Annotated in this window: 15 protein-coding genes and 1 pseudogene; 5 read left to right on the top strand and 11 right to left on the bottom strand. The window is 59.0% G+C overall.

Going from position 1 to position 18,847, the window contains the following annotated elements; translation table 11 throughout:
• The first annotated feature begins 85 nt into the window (after positions 1-85).
• A complete protein-coding gene (locus tag QP970_RS01550) occupies positions 86-613 on the top strand; it encodes a hypothetical protein (protein WP_239269257.1) in 528 nt (175 codons plus the stop codon).
• A gap of 20 nt (positions 614-633) precedes the next feature.
• Here QP970_RS01550 and QP970_RS01555 read toward each other — a convergent pair whose 3' ends face one another.
• The 3 genes from QP970_RS01555 to QP970_RS01565 form a co-directional block, all read right to left on the bottom strand.
• On the bottom strand, positions 634-2,598 hold the full coding sequence (locus QP970_RS01555; RefSeq protein ID WP_239269256.1) for an ABC transporter ATP-binding protein: 1,965 nt from the start codon (positions 2,596-2,598) through the stop codon (positions 634-636).
• Complete coding sequence (locus QP970_RS01560) at positions 2,598-4,340, bottom strand: ABC transporter ATP-binding protein (RefSeq protein WP_239269255.1); 1,743 nt, start codon at positions 4,338-4,340, stop codon at positions 2,598-2,600. The genes QP970_RS01555 and QP970_RS01560 overlap by 1 nt, the downstream gene beginning before the upstream one ends.
• 110 nt (positions 4,341-4,450) lie before the next feature.
• Positions 4,451-4,867 carry a methylenetetrahydrofolate--tRNA-(uracil-5-)-methyltransferase gene (locus QP970_RS01565; RefSeq protein ID WP_239269254.1) on the bottom strand — a complete coding sequence of 139 codons (417 nt, stop codon included), beginning with the start codon at positions 4,865-4,867 and terminating at the stop codon, positions 4,451-4,453.
• Between the two features lie 173 nt (positions 4,868-5,040).
• Between QP970_RS01565 and QP970_RS01570 the strand changes: the two genes are divergently transcribed.
• From QP970_RS01570 to QP970_RS01580, 3 genes are read left to right on the top strand one after another with little or no spacing between them, the layout of a single operon-like run.
• Positions 5,041-5,826, top strand: coding sequence for a phosphoadenylyl-sulfate reductase (locus QP970_RS01570; RefSeq protein WP_284771655.1), 786 nt, complete (start codon positions 5,041-5,043; stop codon positions 5,824-5,826).
• Positions 5,826-6,725, top strand: a complete 900-nt coding sequence (gene cysD, locus QP970_RS01575) for a sulfate adenylyltransferase subunit CysD (RefSeq protein ID WP_284771656.1) — start codon at positions 5,826-5,828, stop codon at positions 6,723-6,725. Before QP970_RS01570 ends, cysD begins: the two co-directional genes overlap by 1 nt.
• Positions 6,725-8,008, top strand: coding sequence for a sulfate adenylyltransferase subunit 1 (locus tag QP970_RS01580; RefSeq protein WP_284849534.1), 1,284 nt, complete (start codon positions 6,725-6,727; stop codon positions 8,006-8,008). The genes cysD and QP970_RS01580 overlap by 1 nt, the downstream gene beginning before the upstream one ends.
• A gap of 140 nt (positions 8,009-8,148) precedes the next feature.
• Here QP970_RS01580 and QP970_RS01585 read toward each other — a convergent pair whose 3' ends face one another.
• Positions 8,149-8,778 (bottom strand): hypothetical protein, encoded by a 630-nt coding sequence (locus tag QP970_RS01585; RefSeq protein ID WP_284771658.1) that lies wholly within the window; start codon positions 8,776-8,778, stop codon positions 8,149-8,151.
• Between the two features lie 206 nt (positions 8,779-8,984).
• Entirely contained in the window at positions 8,985-9,623 is a 639-nt protein-coding gene (locus QP970_RS01590; protein WP_284869400.1) for a hypothetical protein, read from the bottom strand.
• A gap of 216 nt (positions 9,624-9,839) precedes the next feature.
• Between QP970_RS01590 and QP970_RS01595 the strand changes: the two genes are divergently transcribed.
• Entirely contained in the window at positions 9,840-10,430 is a 591-nt protein-coding gene (locus tag QP970_RS01595) for a nucleosidase (RefSeq protein WP_284771660.1), read from the top strand.
• A 67-nt stretch (positions 10,431-10,497) separates the two neighbouring features.
• Here the strand turns inward: QP970_RS01595 and QP970_RS01600 are convergent, their stop codons facing one another.
• The 6 genes and pseudogenes from QP970_RS01600 to QP970_RS01625 form a co-directional block, all read right to left on the bottom strand.
• A complete protein-coding gene (locus QP970_RS01600; RefSeq protein WP_284869401.1) occupies positions 10,498-11,958 on the bottom strand; it encodes an AI-2E family transporter in 1,461 nt (486 codons plus the stop codon).
• A gap of 143 nt (positions 11,959-12,101) precedes the next feature.
• Positions 12,102-15,542, bottom strand: a pseudogene (locus tag QP970_RS01605) (bifunctional proline dehydrogenase/L-glutamate gamma-semialdehyde dehydrogenase).
• Between the two features lie 607 nt (positions 15,543-16,149).
• On the bottom strand, positions 16,150-16,824 hold the full coding sequence (locus QP970_RS01610; RefSeq protein WP_284771663.1) for a response regulator transcription factor: 675 nt from the start codon (positions 16,822-16,824) through the stop codon (positions 16,150-16,152).
• Positions 16,809-16,964 carry a hypothetical protein gene (locus tag QP970_RS01615; RefSeq protein ID WP_284771664.1) on the bottom strand — a complete coding sequence of 52 codons (156 nt, stop codon included), beginning with the start codon at positions 16,962-16,964 and terminating at the stop codon, positions 16,809-16,811. Before QP970_RS01615 ends, QP970_RS01610 begins: the two co-directional genes overlap by 16 nt.
• 91 nt (positions 16,965-17,055) lie before the next feature.
• A complete protein-coding gene (locus QP970_RS01620; protein ID WP_284771665.1) occupies positions 17,056-18,234 on the bottom strand; it encodes a sensor histidine kinase in 1,179 nt (392 codons plus the stop codon).
• Between the two features lie 205 nt (positions 18,235-18,439).
• Entirely contained in the window at positions 18,440-18,625 is a 186-nt protein-coding gene (locus QP970_RS01625; protein WP_023024121.1) for a hypothetical protein, read from the bottom strand.
• Between the last annotated feature and the right edge of the window lie 222 nt (positions 18,626-18,847).

An 18,847-nucleotide genomic window follows, 5' to 3' on the forward strand; every position in this document is an offset into this window, starting at 1 on the left:
GAGCTCGCTACCGCGTCGTCGCTCCGCTCGTGTGGTAAAAGGTAGTGCGCTCGCAGTGCTCTGCGCTTTTACAGCGGTGTGTGCGGTGAACCAACCTGAGGAAACCCGTGCGCAGGAAGGCTTGGCCTTAGCGCAATCTGAACTCAGCACGGTGACTGCTGATAATGTCACCCTGACTGGAAACGTAAGCGCCTCGCTCATCACTGTGCCTACCGCACAAGGTGAACAACGAGCACTGAAACTCGTAGGTGATAAGTTGGCGGCGCGTAACCTCGCGTTGACCCTGCCCGCTGCTATGGGGCAAGGCAAGCTAACCACTGGTGATGTAGAAACCACCGTCACGGACGGGCCGGTCACCGTCCTGACCACTGGACTGCAGACAACGCCTGCAGTGGTGGATCACCCCACCATTCCGGTAAACGTCGATCTATCCAACGGCGATCTCAACGCGGTGCTTGATCAATTGGGCGTTCCTGACCCGCACGTGGTGCCCGATGCTCCTATCCCGAACGTTTTGATGGAGCACATTTCGCTGCAAGATGTCACCATGGAGCTGGTCAACCTGCAGGGCGCTAATTTGCACGCCCCGCAGGTCCAGCTCAACGTGCAGTAACCACGCAGCGGCTCCTTCCCTTAAGCCTCGTTGAACTGCGATTGGTGCAGGCGCCAATAAGCGCCTTGGGCGCGCAGCAGTTCTTCGTGCGAACCTTGCTCGACGATGCCCCCGTTTTCCATCACCAAGATCAGATCAGCATCCCGGATGGTGGATAGGCGGTGGGCGATGACGAAGGAGGTGCGCTCGGCGCGCAGGGCATTCATGGCCTCCTGGACAAGCACCTCGGTGCGGGTATCCACGGACGAGGTCGCCTCATCCAAGATGAGCAGCGCAGGCTGGGCCAAAAAGGCGCGAGCAATGGTAATCAACTGGCGCTCACCGGCGGAGATGGCGCCGCCATCTTGGTCGATAACGGTGTCATAGCCCTCCGGTAGGGAGTGCACGAAGCGATCGACGTAGGTGGCCTTGGCCGCGGCGATAACCTCATCGTCCGTGGCATCGAGCCGGCCGTAGCGGATATTGTCCATGATGGTGCCCTCAAAGAGGACGGCATCTTGTAGCACCATGCCCACCTGGGAGCGCAGGGCGGTGCGGGGCATGTGGGCGGTTTCGTGGCCATCGATAAGAATGCGGCCTGAATCGATGTCATAAAAGCGCATGAGCAGGTTGACCATGGTGGTCTTGCCCGCGCCGGTGGGCCCCACGATCGCCGCGGTTTGCCCCGGCTCCACGCGTAGGTTGAGCCCGGTAATAAGTTCCTTCTCCGGCGAATAGGAAAAGCCAACGTCCTGAAACTCTACGCGGCCGCGGGCGCGGCCTACTAGCTCATCGCTGGTAGCCTCCAGCGATTGCTCTTCCGCATCGAGGAATTCGAAGACGCGCTCCGCAGAGGCCACGCCGGATTGCACCTGTTGCATCATGCCGCCCAATTGGCCCAGCGGCTGGTTAAATTCGCGGGAGTACTGGATAAAGGCGGTGGCCTGGCCCAGGGTCATCTGCCCGTTGGCCACGCGCAGGCCGCCAAGCACAGCGATGGCCACATAAGACAGGTAGGACACGAACTGCATGATGGGCATCATGATGCCGGAGAGGAATTGCGCCAGTGCAGAGGAGCGGAAGAGCTTGTCATTGCGCTCATCAAATTGGCGCGTCATATCCTCCGTGCGGCCAAAGACGATGCCCAGATCGTGGCCGGAGAAGGACTCTTCCACTTGGCCATTGAGCTGGCCGGTAGCGCGCCACTGGGTTTTAAATTGGCGCTGCGAGCGCCCGCCAATGACCCCGATGATCAGCGCGGTTAGCGGCAGCGCCAAGAGTGCCACCAGGGCAAGTTGCCAAGAGATGCTAAACATCATCACGGTGATGCCCAGGATCATCAGGATGTTATAGAACAGCTGGGAAAGTGCCTGCTGGAGGGCCTGTTGCACATTGTCGATGTCATTGGTGGTGCGCGAGAGGATATCGCCGCGCTGGTGGGAATCGAAGTAATTTAACGGCAGGGCATGCACCTTGGCCTCCACGCGCTTGCGCAGCTCGTAGACCGTGTCGATGGTCAGGCGGTTTAAGATGAGCCCCTGCCAGAGTTCGAAGGCGGCAGAGACGATGTACATCGCGATCACCGCGATGATAAGCGTACCCAAGCGGGTAAAGTCGATGCCCTCGCCGGGAGTGAAATCCATGCCGGAGGCCATATCGGCCACCTGATCCTGGCCCTGGGCGCGCATACCGTCGATGGCCTGCTGCGCCGAGATGCCAGATGACAGCTCGCGGGAGATGACGCCAGAAAAGATGACGTCCATGGCATCGCCCAAGATTTTAGGGGCAAAGACCGCGAGGAAAACACAGACTACGTCCATCGCCGCCACTACCGCTAGCATGCGCTTATAGGGCATGAGTAGCAGCAGTAAGCGCTTGGCAGAAGGCCAAAAATTCTTGGCCTGACGCGGTGCGGAACCGGACCATTCATCGGCGGCGACCTTGGCCTCAAGCTCCTGGAGCTCGGCGTCCTCAGCGGAGGAGTTGTGTGTGGTGTCCTTGGCCATTAGTGCTCTCCTCCAGCTACTCCAGCGGTTTCTTGGGATTCAACGATTTCCTGGTACACCTCTGAGGATTTCAGTAGCTCAGTGTGGGTGCCGCGGGCGACGATGCGCCCTTTATCGATGACCAAAATCTGATCGGCATCCTGGATGGAGGCCACGCGCTGGGCCACGATGATGGTGGTGACGGCCTCGCCGCGCTGAGTAAAGGACTGGTGCATGGCGGCGCGCACATTGGCATCCGTGACCACATCCAGCGCGGAGAAGGAATCATCAAAGAGGTAAATGCGCGGCTGGGCCACGAGCATGCGGGCAATGGATAGGCGCTGGCGCTGCCCGCCCGATACATTGGTGCCGCCCTGTGCAATGGGCATGTCCAGGTCATCGACGAAGTCCGCCTGCGCCACGCGCAGCGCCTCCCATAATTGATCGTCGGTGGCCTCGGGGCGGCCCAAGCGCAGGTTGGAGGCCACCGTGCCGCTAAACAAGTAGGCCTTTTGCGGCACCAGCGAGACACGGCTGACGATGTCCGGGCGGGAGAGGGAGGTGGTAGGGGTGGCATCGATAAGCACCTCGCCCTCGCTCGGGACGTAGAGGCGCGGGATGAGGGACAGCAGCGTGGTCTTGCCCGCGCCGGTAGAACCGATGATCGCGGTGGTGGTGCCGGGAGTGGCGGTAAAGGAAACATCCTCTAGCACCGGGGCATCCGCGCCGGCATAGGAGAAGCTGACATTGCGAAACTCTACGGTGCCGGACATGGTTTCCGGGGTGACGGTATCTTTCGGCGGGGTAATGGACGGCTCGTGGCTTAAAACCCCGGTGATGCGGCGGGCACACACAAGGGCGCGCGGGAGCATCATCGCCATAAACGTGCCCATCATGACGGCGGCGAGGATTTGCAGCAGGTATTGCAGGAAGGCGGTGAGCCCGCCGACATCGACAAGCCCGGCATCCACGCGTTGGCCGCCAAACCACAGCACTGCGCCCGTGGCCACGTTCAAGATGACGGTGATAAGCGGGAACATGAGAACAAAAAGCTGGCCGATTTTCAGCGAAAGCTGGGTAATGTCCTTATTGGCCTTGGTAAAACGCTCAGTTTCATAGGCCTCGCGCACAAAGGCGCGCACGACGCGGATGCCGGTGATTTGCTCGCGCAGGGTGCCGTTGATGGTGTCCAGCTTGTCCTGCATGGAACGAAAAAGCGGCATGAGCCGCGCGATGAGGACGGAGATGGTGCCGAGCAGCACCGCGACAGAAACCCACACCAACCAGGACAGTCCGGCGTCCTCGCGAATGGCCATGATGATGCCGCCGATGGACATAATGGGCGCTGTGACCATGAAGTTCAGCATCATCATGTAGACCATCTGCACCTGCTGCACGTCATTGGTGCCGCGGGTAATAAGGGTGGGCGTGCCGAACTCGCTCATATCTTCCGCGGAAAACGTGGTGACCTTGCGGAAGACCTCGCTGCGCAGGTCCCGGCCCACGCCCATGGCCGTGCGGCTGCCGCACCACACCGCGCCGATGGCGGTAATGACCTGGACAAAGGCTACGATGAGCATGATTGCGCCGGTGTCCCAGATATAGTCGATATCGCCCTTGGACACGCCCTCATCGATGATCTTGGCGTTCAAGGACGGCAGATACAGGGTGGCCGCGGTGGACAGCGCCTGCAGGATAAGTACCGCTAGGACATAGGGCGTATAGGGTGCCGAGCGGGTAAAGAGGATTCGGACCAGATCCATAAACCTGCGCTTCTTTCGAGGGAGAATAGGGATTAACCTGCAAGCATATCTGGTCGGCGCAGATGGGGCGAACGGTATTTATATTTAGGCACCTGACCTCGTAGCCGAACCTAGACCAAGACGTGCGCCAATTGTGCCCTGGCGATGACGCTGGCCCAGTCCTCAAAATCCGTAATTGGCGTGCACAGCCCCTCCCACGTGGTAACGGGAATGCCGCGGGCCTTTAATTCCATGACGATGAGCTCGCGGTCCCCGTGGGTGGCCAGCTGGTGGACCTCGTTATGGGTGATATCGCCGTCTACTCCCACGCGTACGTTTCCCAGTAGGCGCAGCCGCGGGGTCGTACCCGGTGCACACTCGTGCGGCACGGCCTCATCGACCACGCCGGCAAGCCCCGCGAAGCGGCGAAGTAGACCGAACGGTGCAGTTTTTTCTGAGATGAGGTCTACGCACATGCCGGCGCTTAGGAGTCTTTCCACGGTGGATAGGGCGGCAGGACCTTTTCCAATGATGGCGACACGCTGCATAAAAGTTCCTCCTCGGGCAAGTCTGGTCGGCCCGCAATAGACTACATTGTCTATAAAGTTAGGTCGGCTTGGTCTAGAAATAAAACATTTTATTCTCCCTTTCTGCCAAGCTCAGCGCCGTTTCCAGAAAAACGTGCTGCGTGAGCTACCGGGGTTGCCTAGTGTGTGAGCTCATGAACCCAACGACGAACCTGCTGGATGGTGGACACTCCTTCCGCGATCCCCATATCTCGCCCGAAGGCACGCGCGATACCGCGCCGCTTTCCACCGAGGTGGCCGCGCGCAATGAACAGCTAGTGGACACGTGGGCGGACAAGCTCTACGCCGAATCCGCAGACAACATCACCGAGTGGGCCGCCGAGCATGCCCCTGGCCAGCTTGCCGTCACCATGTCCATGGAAAATACCGTGCTGGCAGAGCTCTCCCATCGTGCCGGGCTCGCTGCTGACCTGCTTTTTATCGATACCGGCTGGCACTTCCCGGAGACCCTCCAGGTGGCCGAAGAGGTGGACAAGCGATACCCGGATCTCCCCCTAGTCCGCGTGCTGCCGCTGCTTAGCCCGGAAGAACAAGACGAGGTGTACGGCCCTCGCCTGTACGCGCGCGATACCGCCGCCTATAACCGCATGCGCAAGGTCGAGCCACTGAACATGGCCATGGATCCTTATGCAGGGTGGGTCACGGGCCTGCGCCGGGCCGATTCTGAGCACCGCGCCCACGCCCCAGCGCTCAGCCTGGACCGCACCGGGCGGTTAAAGATTTCGCCGATCATTACCTGGGACTTGGACGATACCGATAAATACATCGCAGATAATGACCTCATCATCCACCCGCTGACCCTGCAGGGATACCGGTCCATCGGCGATGCGCCGTTGACCTTCCCAGTCGGCGACGGTGAGGACGCCCGCTCCGGGCGAGTATTTGCAGATGGCAAGACAGAATGCGGGTTACACGAATAATGAGCACACTTTCCCCACACCTACAAGATTTAGAAAATGAATCCATCCACATCCTGCGCGAGGTGGCCGGGCAATTCGACAAGGTAGGCATCCTCTTTTCCGGTGGCAAGGACTCCGTCGTCGTCTTCGAGCTAGCCCGCCGCGCCTTCGCCCCGGCCACGGTGCCTTTTGAATTGCTCCACGTGGATACCGGCCATAACTTTCCCGAGGTCATCAAATTCCGCGATGACCTGGTCGCGGAATCCGGTGCCCGCCTCCACGTCGCTCACGTCCAAGACTGGATCGATAGCGGCGAGCTGCAGGAACGGCCCGATGGAACGCGCAACCCGCTGCAGTCGGTGCCGCTGGTAGAGACCATCGCCAAGCGCGAGTACGACGCCGTGCTGGGCGGGGCCCGCCGCGATGAGGAACGCGCCCGAGCCAAGGAACGCATCTTTTCCATCCGCGACTCCTTTGGCGGGTGGGACCCTCGCCGCCAGCGCCCCGAGCTATGGGATCTATACAACGGCGGCAAGATGGCCGGCGAAAACGTCCGCGTCTTTCCCATCTCCAACTGGACCGAATCCGATATTTGGGAATACATCGGCGCGCGCGATTTAAAGCTGCCTCCCATTTATTATTCCCACCAGCGCGAGGTATTCAAGCGCAATGGCATGTGGCTAGCGCCTGGTGAATGGGGCGGCCCCGCAGAGGGGGAGGAGCTGGAAACCCGCACCGTGCGCTACCGCACTGTGGGCGATATGTCCTGTACCGGCGCCGTGGAATCTACCGCATCGACCCCGGACGAGGTGCTCGCGGAGATCTCCATTTCCACCCTTTCCGAGCGCGGCGCCACCCGCGCCGATGACAAACTTTCCGAGTCCGCCATGGAGGACCGCAAGAAGGAAGGCTACTTCTGATGACCACGACCCTCGCGCCGAATGTCGGCGCCCTCAAACAGCGCGATACCCTGCGCTTATGCACCGCCGGCTCCGTTGATGACGGCAAATCCACCTTCGTCGGCCGCCTGCTCTATGACACCAAGTCCGTGCTCGCGGACCAGGTCGAGTCCATGGAGCGTTCCTCCTCCGATCGCGGCTTCGACGGCATGGACCTATCCCTGCTTGTCGATGGCCTGCGTGCCGAGCGCGAGCAAGGTATTACCATCGACGTGGCCTACCGCTACTTCGCCACCGATAAGCGCACCTTCATCCTCGCCGATACCCCCGGCCACGTGCAGTACACCCGCAATACGGTCACCGGCATGTCCACCTCGCAGGTGGTGGTGCTGCTTATCGATGCCCGGCACGGCGTCGTCGAACAAACCCGCCGCCACCTCAACGTGGCCGCGCTCTTGGGCGTGCGCCACGTCGTCCTCGTGGTCAACAAGATCGACCTCGTGGACTACGACGAGCAGGTCTTCCGCGATATCGAAGCCGAATTCCATAAGATTGCGCAGCGCCTGGACATTACCGATACCACCGTCGTGCCCATTTCCGCGCTCAAGGGCGATAACGTGGTCGAGCGCTCTACCACCATGGACTGGTACACCGGCCCCACCGTCCTTGAGGTGCTCGAGACCATCCCCGTCGCCACCGGCCGCGCCGATGAGCTGGACTTTCGCTTTCCCATCCAGTACGTCATTCGCGAGCACGCTACCGATTACCGCGGCTACGCCGGCCGCGTGAAGGCTGGGTCCATCTCCGTGGGCGATACGGTGCACCTGCCCGAAGGCCGCACCAGCACCGTCACCCAGATCGACACTGCCGATGGCCCCGCCGACACCGCCGCTACCGGTGACTCCGTCACGCTCCTGCTTGCCGACGATGTCGATCTCGCCCGCGGCGATCTCCTCGCCGGACCCCAACGCCCCGCGGCCACCCGCGAATTCGACGCCATCGTTGTGGGCCTGACCGAAAAGGACATTAAGCCCGGCCAGATGCTTAAGCTGCGCTACGGCTCTTCCCTGATTAAGGCCCGCGTCTCCGCCGTCACCCGCACCCTGGATCTCGATGGCGTTTCCGATGTGGAAGATCCCGAGTCCGTCGCCATGAACGATATCGCCCACACCACCATCCAGACCCAGGCCGAACTGCCCGTGGAGGACTACGCCGCCCGCGGCGCCGTGGGAAACTTCCTGCTCATTGATCAATCCTCCGGCAATACCCTGGCCGCCGGCTTCGTAGGTCACCGTTTGCGCTAAGGCTCGTGTACCAAGCGCACAAACGTCTACAGCAACCGCGATTCGCTCGATGCTAGGGTGATTCCGAGAAGAACGCGGTAGCTGTAGACATTTGTAGTGCGCACTTCATGAAGGCATCGCCGAAAAGGCAGAAGCCCCTTTTAACAGGGATCGCTGAAGTCTGCGTTGTTATTTAGGGATCGGGCGTTGCCGCCGTACGTCGCCTTGAGCTCGCAGACTTTGTCCACGCTGTGGCCGGCGTCGAAGTAGATCGCATATGCTGTGCCGCCGTCGACTTGGCCGCGGAGAGAACTACAGGCATTACCGGAAAGAATCTTAGAACCCGGGTATTTGTTTTGTACGCGTTGCGTCTCTGCTGACGGATCTTCGCCCAACGGAATGATGGCAGACTCGACGATCATGATGTAGCGGCCATCGCATTGATCATTCCCAGTGGATTGATCGGAGCGGATCTGAGTTTCCGTTGTCGTCTTTGTCGCAGGTCCAGGTTTCTCTGCCGCCGCGTCCTCATCCTCGTTTTCTTCTTGAGACGTGGTGACAGGGACAAAGGCGTCGAGGTCAGTGGAATCAGCCGAATCGCTGTTATTCGTGAGCGCCCACGTGACACCGGCAGTGATTGCGATGATGGCAATGATGGCGAGGACGATCATCGCCAAGCGTGCGGCCTTGCCACTTTTCCCAGCATTACCTGTCGAATCTCCGGTGGGGGAAGAGGAATTCCACGATTGGTGCTGAGAGGGATCCGGCTGACTCAAAGAATTATTAGCCAACGAAGGAGCTCCTTTGCATGCTTTGGTTGGAGGATGAAGTAGAAAACTTGATGAGAATTAATTAAGTCGCGCCATACTATATCCATCTGCTGTGCATGAATTCATCTTGGTCGAAGAGGTGCAGCGCGATTTTCAGTGCCTTAGGGCCAACTAAGAAGTTGGACTTTTGTACGGTGGGTGTGTCCTAGTAACTAGGCAGGTTGTCACTAGCATGGCTCGATTTTCTCGATAAGATCTTCTGGCACATTTTCTTCCTCCAAAGTGCTGCGGGTATAGCATGCAATTTCCGCTGGATGGATCATGCCATCCGGGCGCAGCCTATCCCAGCCGTTGCCACTCCACTGGAAGAGCGAGAAATGCGAGGTGCCAGATTCGGCCACATAAAGCCAGCTGTCATCGCAATGTAACTGGATGGGCCGATGGAGTTGGCCAATTGCTTCCCCGTAGTAACTGCCACATTTTTCTTCCGTGGATATGTTCTTTTCTTTCGATTCTTCCTTCGTGGAAGCCCCCTCTTCCTGCTTTTGAGGCGCTGGGTCGTCCGCGGTGGCGGTGGATTCATCTTCCTCCGGACCGGGCGCATTCTTAGCGGAAGATTCTTGTAAATCAGAAAATGCAGGCTCCGCAGCCTCATTGGTAGAGCTTGCCGGTCTATTAAAGGAAAAGGTCACTCCCGCCACCAAGGCAATAACAGCGATGATAGCGATGGTGATCATCACGATTCGCTTGCCTTTACTTTTTTCGGTGCCTTCCTGGGCCTTGGCGCGCGGCCCAGCGTCCGGCGACGAGCCTGCTTTTGCGGCGGGGGATGATTCTGGTTGCTGCGAAGGGTTGTTCTTGCTCACGAGAGGTTCCTTAGACTAAAGCGCAGCTTCAAGCTAGAGATATGAATGGGTGTACGGAAAAGACTGTCCTTAAACCATAGCTGGGACATTGGGGGCTTGTCGCTCGAATTCTAGAACTCGGGCGCAGCCGAAAACAGTGCTGCCAACGGTGCGGAAGGAAAAGCATCTGTGCAGGCGAGTCCATCGACCACGTGGGGTGCAGGTATTGTCGCAGGCATGGAAAATTTATCTGGACGAACACTATTCGTCGCCGCTGTGGACGCCGAAGCTGCGCACATTCCAGACGGTGAAGCGCTGCTCATTACAGGTATCGGCACGGTTCCAGCCGCGATTTCCCTGACCGAGGTACTGGCAGAGGCCCGCGCTAACGATGCATTGCCCGAGCGCGTGGTCAATATCGGTACAGCAGGCGCGCTTGTCGATGGCATGGATGGCGTCTTCGAGATCAATAAAGTAACCAAACACGATTTCAAGCTAGAAGTGCTTACCGATATCAGCCGTTACCTCCTGCCAGAATTCATTGAGCTGGAGACCTCCGGCGAGCTTCCGGCACGCGGGCTGGCCACCGGTGACATGTTTGTCTCTACTACCGCAATGCGCAATGAGCTGGTGAAAAAATCCCAGCTGTGCGATATGGAGGGCTATTCTATTGCCGCTACCTGCCAGCGCTTTGGTGTGCCTTGCACGCTATTGAAGCAGGTCTCTGATTCCGCTAATGAGGAATCGATGGGCACCTGGGCTGGCGTCTTGGACCGCAGCGCCCGCCAGTTGGCCGCCGCCGCAGCCGATTTAGGCTTCTTGCGCTAAAAGGTACCACCATTGCCTTCCTCGCCGTTTCGCACGGCGGAGGAAGGGCGGGGGAAGGGCGGATTCTTTAAGTCAGCGGGCTCATGGCTGCGAAAAGCTGTTTTACCTTTTTGCGAGGAGACTCTTCGAGGGGGCTCTCGCTGTCGCCTTCTTCGCCGGTGCGCTTGGTCTCAGGGTCTGTATTGTCCGCGTCCTCAGCTTCGTCGTCTTTGGACGTGGACTTGGAACCGGTGACGATGTCAATGTCATCGGGGGAGACCTCACCGGCGCGCAGGGCGGCCATCTCTGCGTGGTAGCGCAGGACAACGGTAATGGTGGCGGCGACTGGCACGGCGAGGAAAGCACCGACGATGCCGGCCAGGGTGGAGCCCACGGTGATGGAGAGCAAGACGATGGCCGCGTGCAGGCCCATGGCCTTGGATTGCAGGATGGGCTGGAGGACGTTGCTTTCTACCTGCTGGACAATGATGATGAGCGCCAGTGCGAGCAGCGCATTGGTCAGGCCGTTGGATACCAAGGCGATAATGACGGCTAAGGCGCCAGCGGTGACGGCACCGATGATGGGGATAAAGCCCGCGAAGAAGGTGATGACGGCGATGGCCAGTGCCAGTGGGACCTGGAGAACCCAGAGGCCGAGGCCGATAAAGACGGCATCGACAAGCGCGACTAGGGCTTGGGCCTGAATGAAGCCAGACAGCGTCTTCCACACGCGGGAGGTAAGTTCCGTGATGTGCCAGGCGGCGGAGTTACCGGTGTATTTGCGCAACCAGGGCAGGAACCTATCGCCGTCTTTAATGATGAAGAAGGTGATAAAGAGCATGATAACGGTGGCTACCGCAATGGAGCTGGCCATGGAGAAACCGGAAAGCACGCCGGTGGCGATGGTGGAGGCCTGGCCCTTGGCAAAGGACACGATGTCCTCGAGGACCGATTGCAGTTGGTCCACCTCAATATCCAGCGGGGAATCATTGACCATCTTGGTCAGCTGCATAATGCCGGCTTCGGCCTCATTAATAAGCACCTTGGACTGTGCGGTGACCATGGGCGCCATGGCAGCAAAGATGCCACCGAAAATAACCACCAAGCCCAAAAGCGTCGTGACCGCTGCCAGCGTGCGGGGAAAGCCCTTGGAGCGCAGCCAGGCGCTGACCGGATAAAGCACCGTCGAGACCAAGATGGCGAGGATAACCGGCAGCAGGCCCACCCAAATAAAGCGCAGCAGGAAACCCGCTAGCCCCAATCCTGCGACGATGAGGATAAAGCACACCGAAATCTTGGCCATGCTGCGGAAGTCCTTGGCCAGCACGGCGGACTTATTATCGCGATTGGCGGGATCGGCGGTGGCTACCTCCGCGCCGAACTGGGACTCATCGGGGGAGACTAGCGGCGCGGCATAGGGGTTCTTCGCATCGGCTTTGCGGTTGACGGAGTTTTGCTCGAGCGCCGACGGGTACTGCGCGCGCTGCGCCGCGTCCTGGCCCGGGTGCTGCCCGGCACCGTTAGGGGAGTGGTTATCTGGCGTAGTCATTCATCTACTATGCCACACCAAACCACCTAGAGATAGCGCCGGAAAAGCAGAGTAAAGGGCAGCGCCCCACCCAACTCCCAGCAGAAAGGGGAGAAGGTGGGGCGCTTAGTCCCTCGGTGCCGTAACGGGCGGCAAGCGGCGTATTAGTCGCGCAGGTTGCCCACGTTGCGGATGATGCCGAAGCGGTGCATGGTCACGGAGACTGCCTGCTCGAGGAGGTAAGGCATGAGCTCACGGCGGCCATCGGCAAGCACGGGCTGGTCCAGCACCACGGAGTTGGAACGCACCGCTGCCTCGTAGACGGAATCCGGCACGGTGCCCAGGGCACGCACGCGGGAGGACTCGTCATTGGCCACGGCGGCGGCGAAGGAACCATCAGAAATGGACTTCACATCGAAGCCGAGCTCCTGCAGCTGGGCGGCAACCTCTGGGGCAGCGGAGATTTCCGTCTCGGTGCCGGTGATGCCGGAGGCAAGTACCTGGCGGGCGACATCGCGCAGCTTGTAGTCCTCGCCCACGCGGATGCGCAGCTTGGTGAGCAGCGGGCGGTAGCGGAAGCGGTTGGCCTCAGAAACCAGCGCGGTGCGGTCGTGGGTGCGGCCGAATTCCTCGAGCCATGCAATCCGGTCCAGCTCGGCGGAGCGCCAGAGCCATTCCAGATCGTCCTTGCTGAGCTCATCAGAAAGCTCATCGCGCAGGCGCTGCAGAATCTTTACGCTGGCTGGGGCGATATCCACGTCGCGCGGCTTGAGCTCGCCATCGGTCCAAGTACCCATTTGGGCCACATAGTTCGGGCCGCCGGCCTTCGCACCTGGGCCCATGACGGACTTCTTCCAGCCGCCGAAGGACTGGCGCTGGACAATCGCGCCGGTAATGCCGCGGTTGACGTAGGCGTTGCCCACCTCAACGTTGTCGATCCAGTACTCGATTTCCTTGTCATCCAGGGAGTGGATGCCGCCGGTCAGGCCATAGCCGGTGCTGTTTTGCCAAGCGATGGCCTCTTCCAAGGTATCGGCGTACATGATGCCGAGGATGGGGCCGAAGCACTCATTCTTGTGGTACCAGGAGCCCGGCTGGACATTATCGCGAATGCCCGGGGACCACAGGGTGCCTTCTTCGTTGAGCTTTTCCGGCTTCAGCAGCCACTTCTCGCCCGGCTCCAGCTGGGTCAGGCCGCGCAGCAGCTTCTCGCTCGGCTTTTCCGCCAGGCCATTCATCGTGGTGGTGATGTCATAGCCCGGGCCAGGCTTCAGGGTCTTGACGGAATCCAGGAGCTGCTCGCGCAGACGCTTGGACTTGCCCGCAGCGCCGACGAAAATCACCAGCGAGGCGGCCGAACACTTCTGGCCGGAGTGGCCGAAGGCGGAGTTGTACAGGTCCTGGATGGCCAGGTCCGGGTCGGCGGCTGGGGTGATGACCAGCGCGTTCTTACCGGAGGTCTCTGCCATCAGGTTCATCTTGGGCTTCCAGGAGCGGAAGAGCGCGCCGGTATCGGACGCACCGGTCAAAATGATGTTGTCCACGTCATCGTGGGAGAGCAGGGCCTTGCCGGCATCGCCTTCATCAGTAAGCACCAGCTGCACCAGATCCGGGTCCAGGCCTTCTGCTTCGAGTGCGGTGCGGAAGGCCTCAACCACCATCTTGCCGCAGTGGACCACCTGGGGAGCAGGCTTGACGATGACCGCCGAGCCCGCCGCCAAGGAGGCCGCAATGCCGCCGGTAGGAATGGCGATGGGGAAGTTCCACGGTGGGGTCACCACGGTGACGGTGTGCGGGTGGAACTCGGAGTGTGCCTCTTCCAAGAAGCGGGCGGACTGGCCGTAGTAGGTGCAGAAGTCAATGGCTTCCGAGACCTCCGGGTCGGTCTGGGTGACCGTCTTATTTGCCTCGTAGGCTGCCACTGAGATGAAGTCCCCGCGCTTGGCTGCCAGCTGATCCGCGACGGCGTCCAGGGCTGCGGCGCGCTCTGCGGCGGGGCGCTTGCCCCATTCGGTGCCCAATTCCTTGGCGCGGGCGACGTAGCTTTCAACAGCCGATGGGTCGGTGACCTCTTGGACGCCGTGCTCACCGGGGTCATTTGCAAGCGCACGCTTGGCCCAGGTGCGGTTCGGGGTAATTGCCGGGTCCGTATCAGGCTCGTTCCTGAAGCGCCCGGAATCCGGTGCCTGGCGCCCGGAATCCTCGAGGCGGTTCTGGGTGCGGCGCGATCCAGCGAAGGTATCCCAGCGCTTGGCAACTGCCTTGCGGAAGGTCTCTTCCTGGCTTGCCAGTGGCTCCTCGCCCGGGGCGAAGAGGGCGTAAAGGAAGTTCTGCGGCGCGGAGTTTTCCTCCAAGCGGCGCACCAGGTAGGATACGGCGACGTCGAAATCATCCGCGTGCACCACGGGGGTGTAGAGGATCTGGCGGCCCTCGTAGACCTTGCGCACCGCTGCCTGCTGTGCCGGGGACATGCCCTGCAGCATCTCAGAATCCAGCATGTGCAGCACGCCGCGCTTTACGCCCAGCTCGTAGGCCATGGCGGCGGTGTACAGGTTGTGGCTGGCCACGCCGATGCGGATGCAGTCCGCGAATTCCTCCTGCAGGATGTAATCCAGCAGGCGGTAGTAGTTAGCGTCTACGTCCAGCTTGTTGGTGTAGGTAGCCAACGGCCAGTCGTGGACCTCGCTTTTTGCGGTCTCCATAGATAGATTGGCGCCCTTTACAATGCGCACCTTGACCTTGGCGCCGCCCTCTGCCACGCGCTGCTTGGCAAATTCCGCGATGTCCTGGAGGGCATCGAAGGTATCGGGCAGGTAAGCCTGCAACACGATGCCGGATTCCAGGTTCTTGAACTCCGGCTCGCTCAAAAGACTCTTGAAAAGGCGCAGCGTCAGGTGGAGGTCGTGGTATTCCTCCATGTCCATGTTGATAAAGACCTGTGGGTTGCGGCGTGCGGCCTCCTGGTAGAGCGGGCGCAGGCGGTCCTTCAATCGCTCTACGGAACTGCCGATGTCCCAGTTGTTCAGCTGCGCCACCATCGAGGACGCCTTGACGGATACGTAGGTCACGCGCGGGTTTTTGATGAGGTCCAGCGTGCGGCGCGCGCGGGACTGTGCTTCCTCTTCACCAAGGACGGCCTCACCCAGGAGGTTGAGGTTCAATTGTTCGCCGGAAGCGGCGGCCTTTTCCAGGGTGTCATTGAGTGCATCCGATTCCGCGTCCAGCACCAAGTGGCCAACCATCTTGCGCATGTACAGGCGCGCTACCGGCATAACCAGGTTAGGCAGGATCGGGCCGAAGAAACCGCCGGCACCGACGAGCGCGCCATTGATGCTGCCCAAGAAGGAAGGATCGTACTGGGAAGAAATGTCCTTCAGCGCCTTGGCTGCAACCTTGTCATCCTTTGGGCGCATGACGCGGTCAACGAAGTCCATGGTGAACTTCACGCCATTGTCATCGCGCAACAGCTCCGCGAGCTGCTCGGTGGCCTTGTCCTTTTCATCCGCGGTCGAATCGAGCCAGCCTTGTGCGCGCTAAATGGCGGCAGGCAGTACGGCCTCAACATCATCAGATAGTGGCGTGCGGGTGTATGCGGGAGAAGTCATGTGAAATTCAACCTCTTTTTCGAAACGTGTACTTCCAGGTTGGTGGCCAACCCACACCGCGGTGTGGCCTTTGTTCTGTGACTTTTAGCGCCGGGGGCAGAAAGTGGCTGGTAAGTCTATGAAAGTTAGAAAGCATGCGGCGATTAGGTCTCCGCATACCTGGCAATGAGTGGAACACGCGGGTTGCGCGCGCCGCTGCTCGGTGGTTTAAACCAAGCGAATCAGCAAGCCATAGTGCTACCGGTAGTGAGGACCGGGGGCCTGTCGCTATGGCGGCGGACGCGTGCCAAGTTGGTGTTCAACACTCACCTGCTTTCTACACTATGGCGATGTGGAGCTAGGGGGGGAGGCAGGAATGAAAGCCCAGTAGTGGTTTCCTATACCGGTCCTAGCAAGGGCATCACCGGCCGAATGACGCCGAATGATGCGCGGGAAATGCTATGTAGTTGTGTGTGAAATCAATTATAGGGTTGTCGATATAGTGATGCTAGTCTCGGTAGCAAAATCGGCAGTGGGGGTATAAAGGTAAAAAAGAAAACCCCAGCATGTGGGGTTTTAAGGGGGGTGGGGCCACGATTAGGGGTGAGAGCCATTCACGCCTATACAGCTATTTGCCGTACCCCGCTTTTAGTGCCTTGACCGCTAGTTCGAGACGAGACTTGGCGTGAAATTCGGTTAACAGGCTAGAAACATATTTCTTTACCGTTCCCGGAGCATAGTGAGTGCTTTTTGCGATCTCTTCGTTGGATTTTCCCTCGCATACTAAATCGAGAATCTGAGCTTGAGCAGGCGAAATATGGTGCTCAGAGGCGGAAACCGCAGACGTAGATTGAGTATCGTTTTCGCTCCAGCCAGGCATTTGTTGGAATAAGCGCGTTAAAGGTTGGGGAGCCACGACCGTGCCGCCGCGGACGGCCTCGCGCACCGTGTCCAAAATATAGGCCGGCTTCGAGCTTTTTAGGATATAGGCTGCCGCCTTATTGGACAGGACTTCCCTTAGGGTGTCGTCATTATCCATTGCGGTCATAGCAATGAATACCGGTGGATTAGGCAGCTCATTAAGCTCGCGCAGCAATGCTGTGCCGTCCATCTCCGGCATATGAATATCCGCGATGACGGCATCGACATCGTGTTGTTCTAGCTGCTGTAATGCGGCTTTCCCATTTTCTGCGACGGCGCTGATTTCCATATCTTCGGCCGCAGCGAAATAGTGGCCGAGTGCCTCGATGACTAGTGGATCATCATCGACTAGGAGCAGCGAAGTTTTTACTTGAAGCACCATGGGGCTGGGCAGCCGAAGACGAGCTCTGCCGAGGACTCGTACTTATTGTTTTGCGGAAGATCGCCGGGGGTGAGGTCTGCGCCAAAGAGAGAGGCGGACAGCATGAGGGGCGCGAGAAAGCTAGCGAGGGCAGCCTGCATTGCACGACTCCTTTATATAAAAACCGGATTTATAAGAAACATACGTAAGTGTAGTAAAGGAATGGTGGCGCTGCCAGCGAAGGTGGCTGAACTAACGTTCTTCATGCGCAGACGGGGGCAGCGCGAGCGTGAGCTCCCAGTATTCATCGACACGACCTGCCTCCAGCCGAGCATCGATAGTTGCCGCAAGGCGCGTCATCGAATTAATTCCTATGCCGGAGGAAGTCTCCGGCGTGGTGCTCGTTGGCTTGGCAATAGGGTTGCGGATAGTAAGAATCGTCCATCCCAAATGTGGTTGGGCCGATACGGTAATTTCCGCCCCAGGTGGCGAGTACTTGACGGCGTTGAGGCAAGCCTCCCTGGTGATGGCTACGACCGAGTCAAGAACAGAAGGAGAAAACTGGGGGCAAAAATCTTCTCCGCTTACCTTAATGATTGGCGTGCGGTTGAGCTTTGATAGCTGTTCTTCTTCCCAGGCCAGTACCTGTGCAAGGCTTGTAGGGCGTGGTGCTTGATTAAAACTGAATTCGTCGTTGATGCCGTCAATATTGGAACGCAAGACTTTGGTTAAAGTGCGTATTTCAGACATCGACGAGCGCATTGCATCGCTTAATTCATCGAGGCGGCGGCTGAGCCCCGGTGTGCTGGCATATTCCAAGCTGAGCGCTTCTAGCTGCATGGTATTGACGGTAAGGCTGGAAATTACTGAGTTATGCAGGGTTTCAGCTAGGTCGGACTGTCGGCGCTTGACATCGTTATTCCACTCCACCATGGCGGTTTTATAGCGCCGTGCGGAATGGGCGAGTGAGCTGCCGATGAAGGTGCTAATGACCAAGAAAATTCCCCAGACCAGTGCCGGTGTTGGATTGAGGACTGGCCGCAACGTACTAGGATCTACCAGTCCTACCAGCCAAAACACTACGCAGAGAAGAATCGACTGCCACTTGGTGCTGCGAAAAGCGAATACGGCAAGGAATACCGGGGCTAAGAAAACGGAACTGGCGTAGGGGATACCCACGGTAAGGATGGCAATAATCCAAATTGCCAGAAACCCCACTGCCATCGTCTTCGGGTATCGATAGGCAGATGTAGTGATGGCCGTCAAAATTAACCCGACGATTGCCGCTGAAAGTTGGTGTTTAGTTGGGGTGAGAAATGCGGCGAAAAGGGTAAGGGCCAAGCAAATGATGGCGATCAGCGCTGCGGTGCGCTGTAGGGTCATCGCCGCCCGAAGGCGGTGGCGAAATGGAAGTGGCGGGGTGAAAGTCACGGTGGAATGCGCCTCTTTGGGGCTCAGGCTGAATAGTTGTGAAAAAGCTTGTGGCGTCTCGCACCTAGCTTAAGGCCTGGAAGCGTGAAACCAGCAAATGAAAACAACTAAACCCCGCACCTTCCGGTGCGAGGTTTAAAACCTGCGTGGAAAAGTGCGGGGGTTTAGTCGGTCTTCATGAAGGAGTGTAAACGCGAAGGTTTACTTAAGCGTTAGCTGCGGTTTCGGTAGCAGCGTCAGCGTTGTCCTTGGAGGACAGGCCCTCGATTACGGAGGACAGGTCCACGGAGTCGGAGTTGGACTCGGAGGACAGCTCAGCAGCGCCCTTGATGGCCTTGAAGATTGCCTCGAAATCGAGGGAGGAGCTGAGGTTTACGAGGGTGTCGAGCATGGACGTTTCCTTTCGAATTGGCGGAGTGAAACTACAAATCAATCTCTCTCTGGGTAGCAACCAGTGGCTGCTGTGGTTTCCAGTATGTGCGAGTTAAATACGCCTGCCAAGCCTCTTTTGGATCCTTTGTGAGGTAACTTTTGGCCACCTTTTTACGGCCCTTTGGGGAGCTTTTGGGTGTGGAAGAGTTTGTTTTAAAAGGTAGTTCACTCCTGTTTGAAG

The organism is Corynebacterium sp. MSK073 (assembly GCF_030232085.1).
GTDB lineage: Bacteria > Actinomycetota > Actinomycetes > Mycobacteriales > Mycobacteriaceae > Corynebacterium.